Source organism: Amycolatopsis acididurans (assembly GCF_012328925.1).
GTDB lineage: Bacteria > Actinomycetota > Actinomycetes > Mycobacteriales > Pseudonocardiaceae > Amycolatopsis_E > Amycolatopsis_E acididurans.
Genome location: NZ_JAAXLS010000017.1, coordinates 89,664 through 105,681, shown reverse-complemented (window position 1 = coordinate 105,681; position 16,018 = coordinate 89,664). Strand labels below are relative to the sequence as shown.

Here is a 16,018-nt window from a genome sequence, read left to right as displayed (position 1 = left end):
GCGCGAAGATGGACCCGATGGTTCGGGTTCTCGGTGCTGACGCGTGCCGCGCCGGCTGGGTCGGCGTGACGCTGGACGACGTGCGCGCCTATGTCGCGGCCACCATCGGCGAACTGGTCGAGTTGGCCGAGGCCGACGGTCCGGTCGAGGTCGTCGGGATCGACATCCCGATCGGCCTGCCGGACCGCGGACGGCGCCAGGCGGACGTGCTGGCGCGGCAGGCGATCGGCCCGCTGCGCTCGTCGGTGTTCATGACACCTGTGCGCGCCGCGCTCGAAGCGCCGGACCATCGCACCGCCTCGGCGATCAACTGCGAACAGGCCGGCGAGGGCGTGTCGATCCAGGCCTACGGGCTGCGGATGAAGTTGCTGCAGGTCGACGCGTGGGTGCGCACGCAGGACCGGCGGGTCGTCGAGATCCATCCCGAAGTCACGTTCGCCGAACTCGCGGGCGCGCCGCTGACGGCGAGCAAGCACACGTGGGCGGGCGCGGCGACGCGAAACGGGCTGCTGGCGGACGCCGGCGTCGTGCTGTCGGACCTGGGCCCGGCCGGGCGCCGGGCCGGGGTCGACGACGTACTGGACACCGCCGCGGTCGCGTGGTCGGCACGCCGGGTCGCGGGCGGCACCGCCCGCGCGCTGCCGGATCCGCCGGAGGTGTTCGGCGACGGGCTGCCCTGCGCGGTGTGGACCTGACCGGTGAGTTTCGCGGCGCCGCGCGGTCGGTACGGACAGGACTTGTTCAGGAGGCCGAAGATGAAGATCACTCAGGTGACGACCGTGGGCGTGCCGGTCACCGACCAGGATCGCGCGCTGGAGTTCTACACCGGGACGCTCGGCCTGGCCAAGCGCATGGACGTGCCGATGGGCGGCGGGATGCGCTGGGTCGTGGTCGCGCCCGCCGGGTCGGCGGCGACGATCGCGCTGGAACTCGCGCGGCCGGACCGGCCCGCCGGTACCGACACCGGGATCCGGCTGACCACCGAGGACGCCGAGGCCGATCACGCCGAGCTGTCCGCGCGGGGTGTCGACGTCGACCCCGAGGTGATGCGCTGGCCGGGCGTCCCGCCGATGTTCGCATTCCGGGATCCGGACGGGAACCGGCTCGTCCTCGTGGAGGGCATGCCACCATCGCAGGCATGACGCCCGAGGAACTGCTGACCACCACCCGGACCGTGCGCAAGCGGCTCGACCTGACCAGGCCCGTGCCGCGCGATCTGGTCGAGAAGGCGATCACGCTGGCGCTGCAGGCGCCGACCGGCTCGAACCGGCAGGACTGGCGGTGGCTCGTGCTCACCGATCCGGAGCAGCGCGCGAAGATCGGCGAGCTGTACCGGCGGTCGTTCCGTGCCTACCGCGATGCCGGGGAGACGCCGGAGGAGCGCTACCCCGACGACGCGGCGCGAGCGGCGACCCAGCACCGCGTGATGTCCAGTTCCGACTACCTCGCCGAGCACATGGGCGAGGTTCCGGTGCTGGTCATCCCCGCGATCAAGGTGCCGGGCGGCGAATTGCCCCGCGGCAACCAGGCCGGCCTGTGGGGTTCGATCCTGCCCGCCGTGTGGAGCTACATGCTCGCCGCGCGCACCCTCGGGCTGGGCACCGCGTACACCTCGCTGCACCTGGTCTACGAGCGGGAGGCGGCGGAGATCCTCGGCCTGCCCGGCGACGTGCGCCAGGCCGCGTTGATCCCCACCGCCTTCCACACCGGCGATTCCTTCAAGCCCGCCAAACGGCAGCCGCTGTCGGAGGTGCTGCGCTACGACCGCTGGTAGGTCAGGGCGCGTCTCCGGCGAGACCACCGCGATGACGCGGTCGCTCGCCGGATCGGCCCAACGGACGCTCTCCGTACCGTCGATGTAACGGGCGACACAGCAACTCTGACGCGCCGGGGTGATCCAAGGCAAGATTTCCCTTATATTCATAGTAAGTGATTTCTTGTTGAAAGGATGCTTCGATGGATGCCCGCCTGGCCGAAGAAGTGCGGATGACCTTGTACCGGTACGCACGAGCGGTCGACGATCGCGAGCTCGACACCCTCGCCGCACTGGCCACCGACGACGTCGAACTGCGCCGCGTCGACGGCCTGCACACCGGCCGCGAGGCGTTCCTGCGGATATACCGAGATTTCTTCGCATCCGAGGTCGATTGGAGTCGCCATCTGGTGACCAACATCGAGGTCGAGGGCGATGGCGACCGGGCGTCGACGCGGGCGTACTTCGAGGCCGCGATGACCGCCGGTGCCGCGAGCTGGCTGGTTTTCGGCGAATACCGGCACGAACTCGTGCGTACCGGTGAAACCTGGCAGTTCCGGCGGAAGACGATCGACGTACAGCGCAAGATCGATGTGGTGAAGGCATGAGCGCCGTTGTCGTCACCGGTGCCGCGCAGGGAATCGGCGCCGCGATCGGGGAACGGTTCGCCCGCGGCGGGTACACCGTGTTCGGGGTCGATCTGCGCGAGGACCTGATGCGCGAACGCGTGCAGTCCTGGCCCGGCACGCACGTCGCCGTCGGCGCCGACGTGACCGACGAGGACGCCATGCGCGACGTCTGCGCCCGTGCCGGGCAGGACGGACTGGCCGCGTTCGTCGCGAACGCCGGACACGCCAAGGCCGGCACGAGCGTCGACTATGCGCGCGAGGACTGGGACAAGATGCTGGCCGTGCACGTGACCGGCGCGTTCGTCGGCGCGCGGCAGGCGGTGACCGCGGGCGCGCAGTCGGTCGTGATGGTGTCTTCGGTCAACGGCGCCACGGGTTTTCCCGGCCGGACCGCATACGGCGCGGCCAAGGCCGGGGTCGCCGGGCTCGTGCGGGGACTCGCGGTGGAGTGGGCCACGCGAGGCGTGCGGGTCAACGCGATCGCGCCCGGCTCGATCCGCACCGAGCTTTCCGCGGAGTTCATCCGGCGCGGCGTGATCGACGAGAACGAGTTCCTCGCCCGGATTCCCATGCGCCGCTTCGGCCGTCCCGAGGAGGTCGCCGAACTCGCGTTCTTTCTCGGCACGCCGGTGTCGAGCTACATCACCGGCACCGTCATCCCCATCGACGGCGGCTGGCTCGCGCAGGGCATAGCCGCACAGGAGTAGCTGCGGTTTCGTGATCCTGGTGACCGGCGCGAGCGGCGCTTCTGGCCGACCGCGTGGCCGCCCGCGCCGCCCGCCGCGATCCCGGCTGGGTCCGCAGCCGTCAGATCAGCTGCGCCAGCGCATAAGCCTGCCGGGTGGCGAAGACCAGCCGTCGCGGCGCGTACGCGTCACCCAGTACGTGCACCTGCTCGCGTCGTTCGCGAAGTTGTTCGTACAACGCCGAATCCGAAATACCGCCGCACGCCAGCACCACCGAATCGAAGCCGGTCAGCTTGCCTGCCCGGCCCGAGTAGACGTTCCGCACCGCGACGGCGTCCCCGGCGATCTCGGTGACCTCCTCCATGAACCGGAACTCGACGTCGCGCTCGCCGAGACGGCCGAGGATGCCACCGGCGATGTAGCGGCCGAGCAGCGGCGCCGGGCCGGGCGTCGCGTAGACCACCGTGACCTGGTGCCCGCGTTCGCTCACGTGGTCCGCGACGGCCAGCGGCGGCATGTGGTCGTCCTGCGCGACGACCAGCACCCGGCCCTCGACGGTCGCCGCTCCGGTGAGCACGTCGCGAATGTTCGCGGCGGTGTCGGCACCGGGGATCGCGGGCGTGCGCACCGTGGCGCCGGTCGCGACGGCCACCACGTCGGCCTGTTCGGCGAGCACGTTCTCCGCGTTGGCGGACGTGCCGAGCCGGACATCGACGCCCAGGCGGTCCAGCCGCCGGGTCTGCCAGTCCAGGTAGCGGGCGAACTGGTCGTAGGTCGGCGCGTTGACGGCGATCCGCAACTGCCCGCCGAGCCGGTCCCCGGCCTCCCAGATCGCGACGTCGTGCCCGGCCTCCGCGGTCAACGCGGCCAGCTCCATGCCCGCCGGGCCGCCACCGACCACCAGCAGGCGCTTGGCCACGTCGGCCCGCGGCCGCACCCCGTCGATTTCTTTGGCCGCGTGCGGGTTCACCGCACAGCCGAATGGCAGCCCCTCGACGTAGCGGCGGCTGATGCAGTCGTTGCCGCCGACGCACGGCCGGATGTCATCGGTCCTGCCTTCACGCGCCTTCACCAGGATCTCGGGATCCGCGATGTGTGCCCGCGCCATACCGACCACGTCGGCGTGCCCGTCCGCCAGCACCCGCTCGGCCACGTCCGGGCCGTTGATCCGTCCGGTGTGGACGACCGGAATGCGGAGGGAACGTTTGATCTCGCCGGCCAGCGCGGCCCACTGGCCCGGATCGTAGAAATGGGGCTGGATGTAGCTCGGATTGCCCCACGGCGAGCCGACCACCAGATGCACGAAATCGATGAGCCCCGTGGACTCCAGGTACTGCGCGATTTCCCTGCCTCCGCCCACGTCGTAGCCGCCGGGCACTTCCTCGCGCAGGTTCAGCCGGACACCGACGGTCATCCTGGTGCCCACCACGTCACGCACCGCGGTAAGCGCTTCTACAGCGAACCTGGCCCGATTCTCCGGCGAGCCGCCGTACTCGTCGGTGCGGTGGTTGGTCAACGGCGAAAGGAACCATTCGAGCATGTCGTCGTGGTTGAGGTGCATTTCGATGCCGTCGAGCCGCGCCTGCTGCGCGCGTTCGGCCGAATAGCGGTACTCGTCGACGAACCAGCGGATCTCGTCGCGGTTGAGCACGTGCGGCACCACGTTGGTGACCGGATTGCTCAGCGTCGGCGACGGCGCGTGCGGCACACCGCCCTGCATCGTCATCTGCGCGCTCACCGTGGCACCCGCCGCGTGCATCGTGTCGGCGAACTGCTGCACGCGCTCGACGAAGAACGGCAGCCGGTAGTAGCCCGTGTACTCCGCGCCGATGCCGGTCGGTTCGAAGCCGGGGATGAACCGGTTGCGGATGTGTCCCGAAACGCCGTCGATCCAGGCGACACCGGCCTCGGCCCTCGCCTTCCAGTAGGCGATATTGCGTTCGGCGTCCGCTTCGCTGCCCCAGAGGTTCCCGATCGCGGAGCCGTGCGGCGGCATCATCACGCGGTTCCGCAACCGCATCGTGCCGATCCTCAATGGACTGAACAGGTTGGGGTAGCCGGTCAACGTTGACCTCCTTGTGCCCGGGCGCGGGCTCGTCTACTTTCGGGAGACGCTCGAATATCTATCATAATCATTCTCAGTGTTGGAGGCCATCTCTCATGGAAGTGAAAATGCGCGGCCTACACAGGTTCGCCGTGCCACTCGCGGCCGTACTTGCGCTCTCGGCTTGCGGTTCGACCTCGACCGGATCGTCCTCGGGCGGGTTGCCCTCGACGGTGCATGTGTTGTCCATCAAGGAGATGACCGGTGCCGCGGCGTTCGCCGGCACGTCCGCCCAGAAGGGCGTCGAGCTGGCCGTCGACGAGATCAATCAGCAGCACTACCTCGGAGGCACGACACTCGCGGTCGATGTCGAGGACAGCCAGTACAGTGCGCAAACCGCGGCGAGCAAGGCCACGCAGGGCATCGCGGACAAGAAGTACGCCGCCATTTCCGGTCCCCTCTCCAGTCAGCAGGCGGCCGCGATCGCACCGGTGGCGCAGAAGTCGAAGATGCCGACGATCTTCACCCAAGCCTCCAGCGACGGGGTGCTGGTCGGCGACTACATCTACCGGGTCACCGCGCCTCAGACGACGTTCTACGCCGCCAATATCGGGCCCTATCTGCGAGACAAGAACGTCAAGACGGTGTCGGTGCTGTACAACTCCGGCTCCCCCACGCTCGTCGAACTGGCCACGAAGGTGATTCCCGACATGGCGAGGCAGTACGGGTTCACGATCAAGGACACCAACGCCGTTCAGCTATCCACACAGGACTTCACCACACCGGCCGCGCAAATGGCGGGCGGTAAACCAGACGCGGCGATCGTCCTGCTCATCGGGGCGCAGAACCCGGCGATGGTGACGCAGCTGCGACAGAGCGGGTACACCGGGCCGATCGTCGGCAACCAGTCGGCCAGCGGCAACAACATGGCCCCGGCGGGGCAGGCCGGCGTCGGTATGGCCTGGGCGACGGACTTCAACGTCGCCGACTCCTCGCCGGAGACGCAGAACTTCGTCTCGCGGTACCGGCAGAAGTTCGGCGAGGACCCGATGAACTACGCCGCCGAATCCTACGACTCGATCTGGATGCTGGCACGGGCGCTGAAGCAGGGCAACAGCGCCGACCGGCAGGAACTGCAGAAGGCACTCGACGCGGTGGCCGGCACCGGTTTCGACGGAGCGGAGGGCAAGCTGAAGTTCACCAACCGCGACCTGAGGCTGCCGGGCCTGCTCGTGCAGTGGGACGGCAAGAAGGAAGCCCTACTGAGCAAGGCAGCGGGCTGAAAGCGTGAGGGACCCCGTCATGGCGCAGAGCACCATGACGGGGTCCCTCACGGCAGGCGGATCAGGCGAGTGCGGCCGCGTCTCCCAGAAACGCGCGGACCACCGCGGCGTCCGAACGGGCCTGTTCCACCGAACCGCTGAACGCGACCTCACCGCGGGCCACGACGACCACGTCGTCCGCGATTTCCAGGCCCAGGTCGGCGTTCTGCTCGACCACCAGCAACGCGATCCCCGAATCGGCGATCTCCCGCACCGCCGCGAGCACGAGGTCCACCATCGCCGGCGCCAGGCCCATCGACGGCTCGTCGAGCATCATGACGCGCGGCGAGGACATCAGAGCCCGTCCGAACGCGAGCATCTGCTGCTCGCCGCCGGACAACAGCCCCGCCGCGCCCGTGCGCCGCTCGCGAAGGATCGGAAACATCTCGTACACCCGTTCCAGCGTCGAAGCCGCTTGCTGCTTCGACACGGTGTACCCGCCCAGCACCAGGTTCTCCTCGACGCTGAGCGGGGCCAGCACACGCCGGCCCTCGGGCACCAACGCCAAGCCCGCGCCGACGAGCTTGTGCGTCGGTCGGCCCGTGACATCCTTGCCGTCCAGCAAGACCGCACCCGACCGCACCGGTTGCAGCCCGGCCACGGCGCGCAGCGTCGTCGTCTTCCCGGCACCGTTCGCGCCGAGCACGAGCGTCACGCGGCCGGGCCCGGCCGACGCGCTCACCCCGCGCACGGCGTCGACCCGCCCGTAGGAGACATGCAGATCGCGGATCTCAAGCATGAGCACGTCCTCGCTTCCCGAGATAGGCTTCCCGCACGGCGGCGTTCTGCACGACCTCGTGCGGCGTGCCCCGCGCCACGACCGCGCCGAAGTTCATCGCCACCAAGTCGTCGCAGGTGTCGACCATCATCTGCACGTCATGTTCCACCAGCAGCTGCGCGAGGCCTTCCTCCCGAAGATCCCGCAGCAGCGCGGAAATCTCCTTGCGCTCGGCCTGGTTCATGCCCGCCGTGGGCTCGTCGAGCAGCAGCAGCCGCGGCCGCATCGCCAGCGCCCGCGCGATCTCCACCCGCCGCGCCATGCCGTAGGACAGCTCACCGGGCCATGCCGAGACGACATCGCCGATACCGGTTCGCTCGATCGCCTCCGCGGCGCCGCCCGCCTTGCGGCCGTGCAGGTCCGCGCCGACCTGCACGTTCTCCAGCACGGTCAGATCCGGTAGCAGCCGCACGGTCTGGAACGTGCGCGCGACGCCACGTTTCGCCAGCGACGCCGGTGCCGCGCGGTGGTACTCCTTGCCGTCGAGCAGTAGCCTGCCGCGCGTCAACGGAACGAGCCGCGTGATCGCCGCGAGCAGCGTGCTTTTTCCCGACCCGTTCGGCCCCAGCAGCCCGCAGATCCGGCCGGGCGTCAGCGTGAGGTCGATACCGTCGACGGCCTTGATGCCGCCGTAGTGCACGGCGACATCCTCGGCCACCAGCACATCCGAGGTCATGACGTACCTCCGATCGCCACCGCACGCCGCCGCCGGCGCCGGTACCCCTGTTGCAGCACACCGAGCAGGCCGCCCGGCACGAAGATCGCGGCGAGCGCGACGAGTGCGCCGTACACCACCGTCTGCCAGTCGCCGACGAACTCCAGCACGCTGGGCAGCCAGGTGAAGATGACCGCGCCGAGGAACGCTCCCAGCCACGACCGCGAACCCCCGACGATGATCATCGTGAGGGCGAGCACCACGAGCTGGAAGCCGATCTCGTCCGGCGAGACCGTGCTGCGCAGCAACGTGTTCATCGCACCGGCGCACGCGCCGAGTGCCCCACTGATCACAAAGGACAGTTGACGGATCGCGAGCACCGGCACACCGGTGGACATCGCCAGCTCCGGATCCTCGCGCACGGCGGCGATCCGCCGCCCGATCCGGCCCCGTTCGGACAATGCCAGCAGCACCACCACGACCACGGCGACGCCGACGACACCACCGGTGGTCAGATCACTGATGGCACCGAACAACCCTTGCGCGCCACCGGTCAGATCGCCGCCGTTGATGACGAACACCGAGAAGATGAGGGAGAACGCGATCGTCGCCATGCCCAGGTACAGCCCGCCGAGCCGTGACAACACCAGCGCGAGCACGTAACCGATGCCGGCCGCGAGCACGGCCCCGGCCGCGATCGCCGCGAACGCGGGCCATTCCAACCGGATCGTCACGATCGCCGCCGTGTACGCGCCGACACCGTAGCTGCCGATCCCGGCGAAGGAGAACACCCCGGCCCGCAACGGAACCTGGATGCTCAGCGCCAGCAGGAGACTGACGAACGTGGACTGGATGAGGACGATGTTCGCGTCGAACCAGTCGGTCATGTCCGGCGCACCTCCTTGCGGCCGAAGAGCCCACGCGGGCGGAACAGCAGCACCGCGAAGATCAACCCGAACGACACCGCGTCGACCCACATCCCGGAGGTCTGGGTGACGACCGCGGTTTCGGCGAGCGCGAGGATCATCGCGCCCGCGACGGCGCCGCCGACCGAGCCGATACCGCCGAGCACGATCGCGGCGAACGCCTTGAGCAGGAACCCGTCCCCGCTCTCCGCGGCGATCGATCCCAGGTAGTAGGTCAGCAGCACTCCGGCGACCCCGGCCAGCGCACCCGCGACCGCCATCGTCCCCAGCGCGAGCCGTCGCCGGTTCACCCCGAGGATCCCGGCGACCTCGGCGTCCACGCCGATCGCCCGCAGCGCGAGCCCGGCCCGCGCCGAGCGCAGCCACCAGCCGACGGATCCGGCCAGCACCAGTGCCGCCACGAGGATCACCAACTGCACGTTGGTCAGCTGCACCGGCCCGAGGTGGAACACCTCGACCTCGAACGTGCTCTTCGAATAGCCGAACGGGACGCTCTTGGTCAGGTGCTGCGCCACGGCGAGCGGAACGCTCGCGATGCCGATCCCGCCGACGAGGATCTGCAGTTCGGCGCGATGCGGATCGGGATTGCGCCGCTTGATCGGCTCGAACGCCAGCACCTGCACCAGCACCGACAGCGCCGCGCCCACCGCGAGCCCGATCAGGATCAGCACCGGCATCGGCAACGCGACGTGCTGCACGAGCAGGTAGCAGGTGAACGAGGAGAACATGAAGATCGAGCCGTGCGCGAAGTTCAGGATCCCGATCGTGCCCCACGCGAGGCTCATGCCCAGCGCGAACAGCAGGTACAGCGATCCGAGCGTGATCGCGTTGATCAGGTTCTGGGCCATGTCAGGACCGCGTTCCCGGGACGATGATCTCCTTGCCGCCGTCCCAGCCGGCGAGCACGCCCTGCACCCGCAGGTCGTTGCCCTCGAACGTCAGCTTGCCCTCGGCTCCGTCGAAACCGGCGGCGGCGACCTTCGCCAGCCCCTGCTGCATCTTGATGCGATCCGCGCTGCCTGCCTCCTTGATGCCGCGCGTGAGGAACCAGGCGGCGTCGTAGGCCTCGGCGGCGTAGTTGTTCGGGAGCTCGCCGTTGTACTTCGCCTTGTACGCGTCCACGAACTTCTTGCTGCTCGCGTTCTCCGCGAGCGCGCTGAAGTCACTCGGCCACACGGCACCCGCGGCGGCCTGTCCGGCGGAGGCGAGGTTCCCGGCGCCCATCGAGGTCATGCCGACGATCTCGCCGCGGTAACCGTTCTGCCGCAGCTGCATGATCGCCGTCGGGTTCTGCGGCCCGTTGAGCAGGACGAACACCGCACCGGGATTGGCCGCCGCGATCTTGCTGCCGTTGGCCGTGAAGTCCTGCGCGCTCGTTTGCACACCGTCGGAGCTGGTGATCGTGAAGCCGTACTTCTGGCCCAGCTGCGGCGCGGTCTGCTGGCCGAGTTCGGCGAGCGTCGGGTTGCCGCTGTTGTAGAGCACGGCCGCGGTCTTCACGCCCTTGCGCTGCAGGTACTCGCCCGCGAGCTGGAAGTACGAGCTCGCCGGGGCGGTGACGCGGAAGGTGTAGTCGCCGGTGAGCACCCCGTTACTACCCGCCTGCGTGTAGATGACCGGCATCTTCGACTTCTGCGCGATCGGGGAGATCGCGGCGGCCTGCGCGCTCGCGGCCGGACCGAGAATGGCCGAGTAGTTCTTGTCCGACAGTGCCTGGGTGGCGTAGCTGGCCGCCTCCTGCGGACTGGCCGCACTGTCCTTGAGGTCGATCTCGAGCTTGGTGTCACCAAGGAACTTCTGCTTGGCGATCTCGTCGACGGCCAGGTCGACGCCCTTGGTCGCGTTCGTGCCGGCGAACGCGACGGCGCCGGTCATCTCCTTGATCGACATGATCTTGATCGTCTGCGGCAGGCCGCCCCCGCTCGTGCCGGCACCGGACGAACCGCCACACGCCGTCAGTCCCGCGACCAGTACCGCTGCCCCGGCGAGCACCGTCGCCGGACGTGACCACCTAGCGATCTTCATTGACGCCTCCGATGGAGAACGAATCTATGATTATGATTCGTATGAGTTGCCATACGGTAAGCCGCGACCGTAGATCTGTCCACCCCTTCGAGACCTCTTGACAGCACTGTAATTCAATATAACGTTTATCAGCAATAGGAGGTTTTGATGGGTGTACTCCCGGCAACCACGGTGGCACTCGTGACCGGCGGTGGCTCCGGCATGGGGCGCGCCACCGCGCATGCCTTCGCCGACGCCGGGGCGCGCGTCGTGGTCGCGGACCTCGACGCAGAGGGCGGCAAGGCCGTCGCGGGCGAGATCGGCGGCCATTTCGTGCACACCGACGTGACCAGCCCGGCCGCGGTCGAGAACATGGTCGCCGAGACGGTCGCGCACCACGGCAGGCTCGACTACGCCGTCAACAACGCGGCCTGTCCTCCCGACACCACGCGGATCGTGGACGCCGACGTGGAGTCGTTCCGGCGGGTGCTGGACGTCAACCTGACCTCGGTTCTGCTGTGTCTCAAGTACGAGATCGCGCAGATGCTCGCTCAGGACGGTCCGTGCGCGGTCGTCAACATCGGCTCGATCCGCTCGATGCGCGCACAGGCCGGTTCGCCCGCCTACACCGCGGCCAAGCACGCGATCATCGGGCTGACCCGCACCGCCGCGCTCGAATACGCGGCGGCGGGCGTCCGGGTCAACGCCGTGTGCCCCGGCGCGATCAACACGCCGATGGTGCTCAAGGCGCGTACCGCACGCGGGGAGAGCGAAGCCGATATGGCGGCCCGGCTCAGCCTGCTCGGGCGGCTGGGCACGCCGGAGGAGGTCGCGCAGGCGAGCCTGTGGCTGTGCTCCCCCGCGTCCTCGCTGGTGACCGGCCAGGCACTCGTAGCCGACGGCGGCTATCTCATACGTTGAAGGGAAAACCTGTGATCATCGACGCACACACCCACGTCTGGCCCGACGCCATCGCCGAAAAGGCACTCACCGCGAACCGGCTTCCCGGGCTGCGGGCGGTCAGCGACGGCAAGGCAGCGACCCTCGCGGCCGAGATGGCGGCGCGCGGCATCGGGCACAGCATGGCGCTCGGAGTCGCCGGTGCGGCCAAGCACGTGGACCGCACCAACGAATTCGTCGCTTCCCTCGACCGCGCCACGTTCACCCCGTTCGGCACCGTGCACGTCGACCTGAGCGTCGAGGAGAACCTCGCGAGCCTGCGGCGGCACGGGATTTCCGGGGTGAAGGTGCATCCGCTGTTCCAGGGCTTCGGGCTGATGCACGAGCGGCTGTGGGAGCTGTTCGAGGCGTTCGGTGACGAGATCGGCGTGATCGTGCACGTGGGCGCGGGCGGCAGCGGTGAGGTGAACTCGCTGTCCACGCCATCGATGGTGCGGAAGATCGTGCAAGCGTTTCCACGGCTGCGCTTGGTGGTGTGCCACTTCGGCGGCTACCACATGCTCGCCGAGGCGGAGGAAGAGTTGCGGGGCCTGGACGTCGTGCTGGAGACGTCGTGGCCACCCGCACTGGCGAACGTCGACCCGGAGACGGTGCGGCGCATCATTTCGCGCCACGGCACGGAGCGCGTCGTGTTCGGCTCGGACTGGCCGATGACCGACCCCGCGGAGGAGATCGCCGCGATCCGCGCGCTGGGCCTGGGCGACGACGCCGAAGCAGCGATCCTGGGCGCCAACCTGTCCCGCGTGATGCGCCTGCCGGTGTAGGGCGGGAGTTGCGGCCGTTCTTCCGACCCGGACTGCCGCGCCGTCATTCGCCTTGAGCCCGATGCCGTAAGGGTCCCTCACGGCATTGGGCTCACCGCCAGTCCACGACCTCGTTCATCAGATGCGGCTCGCGTTTGGCAGTGGCCTTCGCATAGTCGCTCATGTGCTCGCGCATCAGTTGCTCGGCGACCTCGGCCTTGCCCTCGATGATCGCGTCCGCGATATCCGCGTGCACCTGGCGTACCTTGTCCCGCCGCCGCGGCACGTAGACGCTCGAAGCGCGTTCGGTGAAGATGTCCTTCATCGCCCGCGAGAAGATGCTGAGCAGGCCGTTGCCGGCCATCGACAGCACTTTCGCGTGGAAGGCGTTGCTCGCCGCGAGCCATTCCGCGTCGGTCTTGGCCGCGAAACCCTGCTGCACGATTTGCCGCAGTTCGTCGTTGTCGCCCGGGTCGTGGCGTTGCGCGGCGAGCCTGGCGATGAGCGGCTCCAGGATGAGCCGCGCCTCCACCAGCTCGCTGAACTGGATGCCCTGCACCTGAAAGAACAACGTGGCCATCCGGCCGAACTCGGCACTGTCCACTTCCGACACGACGGGTCCGCCGCCGGGGCCGGGCTTCATCCGGATGAGTCCGTGCACCTCGAGGATGCGCAGCGCTTCACGCAACGACGCGCGCGCCACCTGGTAACGCTGGAGCATCACGCTTTCGGACTCCAGCATGTCACCCGGAGCGAGCTTGCGCTGCGCGATATCACGCACGATTTCGCGCGCGATGATCGACGAGACCTTCTCGCCCCGGCGTCCCCATGCCGGTCCTGCCGATCCGATTTCACTCACAATGATTGGCAGCATACCGGCGTGCCGCGTACCCGCTGGGCAAGACCACCGGAACAGCTAACGGGTCAAACCTTTGACGAGCTGTTTGGCCAGCGAGTCCAGAATAACCTCGGTGGAACCCTCGTAAACCCGCATCGGCCGGGCCTCGCGGTAAAGCCGTTCCATCTTGCCGCCGCGCACCAGCCCGAACCGGCCCATGACCTGCACGGCCCGGTCCACAACACGCGCCGCGACCTCGGTGGCGCCAACCTTGGCCATGGACGACAGGTGCAGGTTACCCAGCGGATCCCGCGCGGCCGCGGCGGCGGCACGGTAGGTCAGCGTGCGAGCCATTTCGATTTCGGTCCACGCCATCGCCAGGTCACCCGGAATCGAGCCCAGCCGCGCCAGGCTCACCCCGAACTGCTCACGCCCGGCGGCGTGCCGCACGGCCTCCTGCAGCGCGGACTGCGCGAGCCCGACCGCGGCGCCCGCGACCGAGACACGGAACGTCGCGAGGGTCGCGAGCACCAGTTTGAAGCCCTGACCAGGTTCGCCGAGGCGGTTGTCCGCCGGCACCCGCACATCGTCGAACACCACGTCGCCGAGCACGTGCGGCGCGATGATCTGGTGCGGTTTGGTGACCGAAACCCCCGGCGTGGACGCGGGCACCAGTACGAGCGAATAACCCTCGCCCTCGCGGGCGAGTACCGAATAGAAATCGGCGTCGCCCGCATTGGTGATGAACGATTTGTGCCCGTTGACCACCAGTTCCCCGTCGCGTTCGGCGACACTGGTCGTCAACGCCTTCAAATCCGAGCCCACGCCAGGTTCGGTGAGCGCGAGCGCGGCGATCGCCTCCAGCCTGCCCACCTGCGGCAGCAATTCCGCGCGCACGGACTCGCTGCCGCCCACGCTGATCGCGTAGCTGCCGATGCCCTGCATCCCCAGCATCGAGTCCAGGTGACCGCTCTCGGCTGCGAACGCCTCGCGCACGACAGTCACGGCCAGCGAGTCGACCCGCTCGTACCGGCCGCCGTAGGCCGCCGGGACCATGATCGACACGATTCCGCTCGCGGCCAGGCGTTTCCGCATCTCCGGATCGATGTCGTCACCCTCGTCCGCACGCTCGGCGATGTCCCGTACGGAGGCCGCGAACTCCCGCGCCTCACGCTGCAAGGCCGTGTACGCCTCGGGCAGTTCGAACATCTCCACGGCGGACTCCTTCGACTCTGAGAAGATTCATGATTACCATAACAAGGAATTCGACCGCCCGCGAGGAGGCAGGAATGACGTTCGACCCACGACAGGCGTTCGATCTCACCGGACGCGTGGCGATGGTGACCGGGGGCAGCCGCGGGCTGGGCAGAGCGATCGCGTTCGGCCTGGCCCGCGCGGGAGCCGACGTGGTGATCGCGAGCCGCAAGCTCGAGGCATGCGAAGAAACCGCCACCGAGATCGAGCGGGAGACCGGCCGCGAGGCCATACCGATCGCCGCGCACGTCGGCAAATGGTCCGCGCTGGACGAGCTGGTCGAGCAGGTGTACCAGCGCTGCGGACGGCTCGACGTGCTGGTGAACAACGCCGGGATGTCGCCGGTCTACGACACGCTGCTGGACGTGAGCGAGGAACTGTTCGACAAGGTCATCGGCGTCAACCTCAAGGGCCCGTTCCGGCTGAGCGCACTCGTGGGTGCACGGATGGCCGAGGCGGGCGGCGGGTCGATCATCAACATCAGCAGCGCGGCAGCCGTGCACCCGCGGCCCGCGGTCGTGCCCTACGCGGCGGCGAAGGCGGGACTCAACGCGATCACCGTCGGCTTCGCGCGTGCTCTCGGCCCGTCGGTTCGGGTCAACGCGATCATGGCGGGCACGTTCCTCACCGACATCAGCACGTCGTGGGATCCTGCCGCTTTTGCCGAGCGCGCAAAGGGCTTCGCACTCGAACGCGGCGGCGAGCCGGACGAGATCGTCGGCATGGCCCTGTATCTCGCGTCGGACGCGTCGTCTTACACCACCGGAGCAGTACTCACCGTCGATGGAGGTCAACCGTGACATCAGTGGAAGAACGCGTCGCCCGTATCGAGGACCGGACCGAGATCACCGACCTGGCCGTGCTGTACGGCTACGTGATGGACGAGCGTGACGTCGAGGGCATCCGGCGCATTTTCTGCGACGACGCCACGCTGCGCTCGGCCGACGGCGTGTTCGCGGCGAGCGGGATCGAGGAGATCGTGCGCACCTACGAGGGCCGGTTCGCCGCGCTCGGGGCGACCAACCACTTCACGCACGGGCACGTGATCCGCTTCGACGGCCCCGATTCGGCACGCGGACTGCTCGCCTCGCACGCCGAGGTGGTGCGTGATGGCAAGCCGATGGTGGTGGCGTTGCGGTATCAGGACAGCTACCGCCGTACCGCGCAGGGCTGGAAGTTCGCCGACCGGCTGATGTCCTATATGTACTACGTGGATGTGCGTGAATACGCCGAGGCGCTGGGTACCGCACTGCGCGTCCGCGCGTACGGCGACCAGCGCCCGGCCGACTGGCCCGAGGTCCTCAACGGCACCCCGCCCACCTGGCTCAAGAATTACCTGCGCTGACGCGCAGCGATCCAAAGCCCGACCCGAGCGTCCGCAACACCCGACTCGGGCCCCCGGAAAGCTCGACTCGGCCGCACGCAA

At 68.6% G+C, this 16,018-nt stretch carries 18 protein-coding genes; 10 read left to right on the top strand and 8 right to left on the bottom strand.

From position 1 onward, the window contains the following. Positions 1 to 8 precede the first annotated feature (8 nt). From HFP15_RS23300 to HFP15_RS23280, 5 genes are all read left to right on the top strand, one after another. The gene (locus tag HFP15_RS23300) at positions 9 to 695 is read left to right on the top strand and encodes a DUF429 domain-containing protein (protein WP_168518843.1); all 687 of its coding nucleotides are present in this window, start codon (positions 9 to 11) and stop codon (positions 693 to 695) included. Positions 696 to 755: 60 nt separating this feature from the next. Further along, a complete protein-coding gene (locus tag HFP15_RS23295) occupies positions 756 to 1,142 on the top strand; it encodes a VOC family protein (protein ID WP_168518842.1) in 387 nt (128 codons plus the stop codon). Further along, complete coding sequence (locus HFP15_RS23290; RefSeq protein WP_168518841.1) at positions 1,139 to 1,774, top strand: nitroreductase family protein; 636 nt, start codon at positions 1,139 to 1,141, stop codon at positions 1,772 to 1,774. The genes HFP15_RS23295 and HFP15_RS23290 overlap by 4 nt, the downstream gene beginning before the upstream one ends. Positions 1,775 to 1,956: 182 nt before the next feature. Further along, complete coding sequence (locus tag HFP15_RS23285) at positions 1,957 to 2,361, top strand: nuclear transport factor 2 family protein (protein ID WP_168518840.1); 405 nt, start codon at positions 1,957 to 1,959, stop codon at positions 2,359 to 2,361. Further along, a complete protein-coding gene (locus HFP15_RS23280) occupies positions 2,358 to 3,089 on the top strand; it encodes an SDR family NAD(P)-dependent oxidoreductase (protein WP_168518839.1) in 732 nt (243 codons plus the stop codon). Before HFP15_RS23285 ends, HFP15_RS23280 begins: the two co-directional genes overlap by 4 nt. A 100-nt stretch (positions 3,090 to 3,189) precedes the next feature. On the opposite strand, the gene HFP15_RS23275 is transcribed toward HFP15_RS23280, so the two are convergent. Then, on the bottom strand, positions 3,190 to 5,133 hold the full coding sequence (locus HFP15_RS23275) for an oxidoreductase (RefSeq protein ID WP_210717734.1): 1,944 nt from the start codon (positions 5,131 to 5,133) through the stop codon (positions 3,190 to 3,192). Between the two features lie 221 nt (positions 5,134 to 5,354). Here HFP15_RS23275 and HFP15_RS23270 point away from each other — a divergent pair, with 221 nt between their 5' ends. After that, positions 5,355 to 6,395, top strand: a complete 1,041-nt coding sequence (locus tag HFP15_RS23270) for an ABC transporter substrate-binding protein (RefSeq protein WP_168518838.1) — start codon at positions 5,355 to 5,357, stop codon at positions 6,393 to 6,395. Positions 6,396 to 6,456: 61 nt separating this feature from the next. Here the strand turns inward: HFP15_RS23270 and HFP15_RS23265 are convergent, their stop codons facing one another. From HFP15_RS23265 to HFP15_RS23245, 5 genes are read right to left on the bottom strand one after another with little or no spacing between them, the layout of a single operon-like run. After that, positions 6,457 to 7,173, bottom strand: a complete 717-nt coding sequence (locus HFP15_RS23265) for an ABC transporter ATP-binding protein (protein ID WP_168518837.1) — start codon at positions 7,171 to 7,173, stop codon at positions 6,457 to 6,459. Next, complete coding sequence (locus tag HFP15_RS23260; RefSeq protein WP_168518836.1) at positions 7,166 to 7,888, bottom strand: ABC transporter ATP-binding protein; 723 nt, start codon at positions 7,886 to 7,888, stop codon at positions 7,166 to 7,168. Before HFP15_RS23260 ends, HFP15_RS23265 begins: the two co-directional genes overlap by 8 nt. Further along, complete coding sequence (locus tag HFP15_RS23255) at positions 7,885 to 8,754, bottom strand: branched-chain amino acid ABC transporter permease (RefSeq protein WP_168518835.1); 870 nt, start codon at positions 8,752 to 8,754, stop codon at positions 7,885 to 7,887. The genes HFP15_RS23260 and HFP15_RS23255 overlap by 4 nt, the downstream gene beginning before the upstream one ends. Beyond that, the gene (locus tag HFP15_RS23250; RefSeq protein WP_168518834.1) at positions 8,751 to 9,641 is read right to left on the bottom strand and encodes a branched-chain amino acid ABC transporter permease; all 891 of its coding nucleotides are present in this window, start codon (positions 9,639 to 9,641) and stop codon (positions 8,751 to 8,753) included. The genes HFP15_RS23255 and HFP15_RS23250 overlap by 4 nt, the downstream gene beginning before the upstream one ends. 1 nt (position 9,642) lies before the next feature. Beyond that, a complete protein-coding gene (locus HFP15_RS23245; protein WP_168518833.1) occupies positions 9,643 to 10,818 on the bottom strand; it encodes an ABC transporter substrate-binding protein in 1,176 nt (391 codons plus the stop codon). 147 nt (positions 10,819 to 10,965) lie between these two features. Here HFP15_RS23245 and HFP15_RS23240 point away from each other — a divergent pair, with 147 nt between their 5' ends. Together HFP15_RS23240 and HFP15_RS23235 are read left to right on the top strand one after the other, a co-directional pair. Beyond that, the gene (locus HFP15_RS23240) at positions 10,966 to 11,718 is read left to right on the top strand and encodes an SDR family NAD(P)-dependent oxidoreductase (RefSeq protein ID WP_168518832.1); all 753 of its coding nucleotides are present in this window, start codon (positions 10,966 to 10,968) and stop codon (positions 11,716 to 11,718) included. A gap of 11 nt (positions 11,719 to 11,729) precedes the next feature. After that, positions 11,730 to 12,521, top strand: coding sequence for an amidohydrolase family protein (locus HFP15_RS23235; protein ID WP_168518831.1), 792 nt, complete (start codon positions 11,730 to 11,732; stop codon positions 12,519 to 12,521). Between the two features lie 91 nt (positions 12,522 to 12,612). Here the strand turns inward: HFP15_RS23235 and HFP15_RS23230 are convergent, their stop codons facing one another. Together HFP15_RS23230 and HFP15_RS23225 are read right to left on the bottom strand one after the other, a co-directional pair. After that, on the bottom strand, positions 12,613 to 13,359 hold the full coding sequence (locus tag HFP15_RS23230) for a FadR/GntR family transcriptional regulator (protein WP_210717732.1): 747 nt from the start codon (positions 13,357 to 13,359) through the stop codon (positions 12,613 to 12,615). Between the two features lie 57 nt (positions 13,360 to 13,416). Continuing rightward, on the bottom strand, positions 13,417 to 14,547 hold the full coding sequence (locus HFP15_RS23225) for an acyl-CoA dehydrogenase family protein (protein ID WP_168518869.1): 1,131 nt from the start codon (positions 14,545 to 14,547) through the stop codon (positions 13,417 to 13,419). An 80-nt stretch (positions 14,548 to 14,627) separates the two neighbouring features. On the opposite strand from HFP15_RS23225, the gene HFP15_RS23220 reads away from it, so the two are divergent. Beyond that, positions 14,628 to 15,392, top strand: coding sequence for an SDR family NAD(P)-dependent oxidoreductase (locus HFP15_RS23220; protein ID WP_168518829.1), 765 nt, complete (start codon positions 14,628 to 14,630; stop codon positions 15,390 to 15,392). Then, complete coding sequence (locus HFP15_RS23215; protein WP_168518828.1) at positions 15,389 to 15,937, top strand: nuclear transport factor 2 family protein; 549 nt, start codon at positions 15,389 to 15,391, stop codon at positions 15,935 to 15,937. Before HFP15_RS23220 ends, HFP15_RS23215 begins: the two co-directional genes overlap by 4 nt. The last annotated feature ends 81 nt before the right edge of the window (positions 15,938 to 16,018 follow it).

What these genes read in the sequence shown, in the direction of transcription:
- HFP15_RS23245 (WP_168518833.1), bottom strand. Translation starts at nt 10,818, where the DNA reads ATGAAGATCGCTAGGTGGTCACGTCCGGCGACGGTGCTCGCCGGGGCA.
- HFP15_RS23300 (WP_168518843.1), top strand. Translation starts at nt 9, where the DNA reads ATGGACCCGATGGTTCGGGTTCTCGGTGCTGACGCGTGCCGCGCCGGC.
- HFP15_RS23240 (WP_168518832.1), top strand. Translation starts at nt 10,966, where the DNA reads ATGGGTGTACTCCCGGCAACCACGGTGGCACTCGTGACCGGCGGTGGC.
- HFP15_RS23225 (WP_168518869.1), bottom strand. Translation starts at nt 14,547, where the DNA reads ATGTTCGAACTGCCCGAGGCGTACACGGCCTTGCAGCGTGAGGCGCGG.
- HFP15_RS23285 (WP_168518840.1), top strand. Translation starts at nt 1,957, where the DNA reads ATGGATGCCCGCCTGGCCGAAGAAGTGCGGATGACCTTGTACCGGTAC.
- HFP15_RS23260 (WP_168518836.1), bottom strand. Translation starts at nt 7,888, where the DNA reads ATGACCTCGGATGTGCTGGTGGCCGAGGATGTCGCCGTGCACTACGGC.
- HFP15_RS23290 (WP_168518841.1), top strand. Translation starts at nt 1,139, where the DNA reads ATGACGCCCGAGGAACTGCTGACCACCACCCGGACCGTGCGCAAGCGG.
- HFP15_RS23280 (WP_168518839.1), top strand. Translation starts at nt 2,358, where the DNA reads ATGAGCGCCGTTGTCGTCACCGGTGCCGCGCAGGGAATCGGCGCCGCG.
- HFP15_RS23295 (WP_168518842.1), top strand. Translation starts at nt 756, where the DNA reads ATGAAGATCACTCAGGTGACGACCGTGGGCGTGCCGGTCACCGACCAG.
- HFP15_RS23250 (WP_168518834.1), bottom strand. Translation starts at nt 9,641, where the DNA reads ATGGCCCAGAACCTGATCAACGCGATCACGCTCGGATCGCTGTACCTG.
- HFP15_RS23265 (WP_168518837.1), bottom strand. Translation starts at nt 7,173, where the DNA reads ATGCTTGAGATCCGCGATCTGCATGTCTCCTACGGGCGGGTCGACGCC.
- HFP15_RS23255 (WP_168518835.1), bottom strand. Translation starts at nt 8,754, where the DNA reads ATGACCGACTGGTTCGACGCGAACATCGTCCTCATCCAGTCCACGTTC.
- HFP15_RS23220 (WP_168518829.1), top strand. Translation starts at nt 14,628, where the DNA reads ATGACGTTCGACCCACGACAGGCGTTCGATCTCACCGGACGCGTGGCG.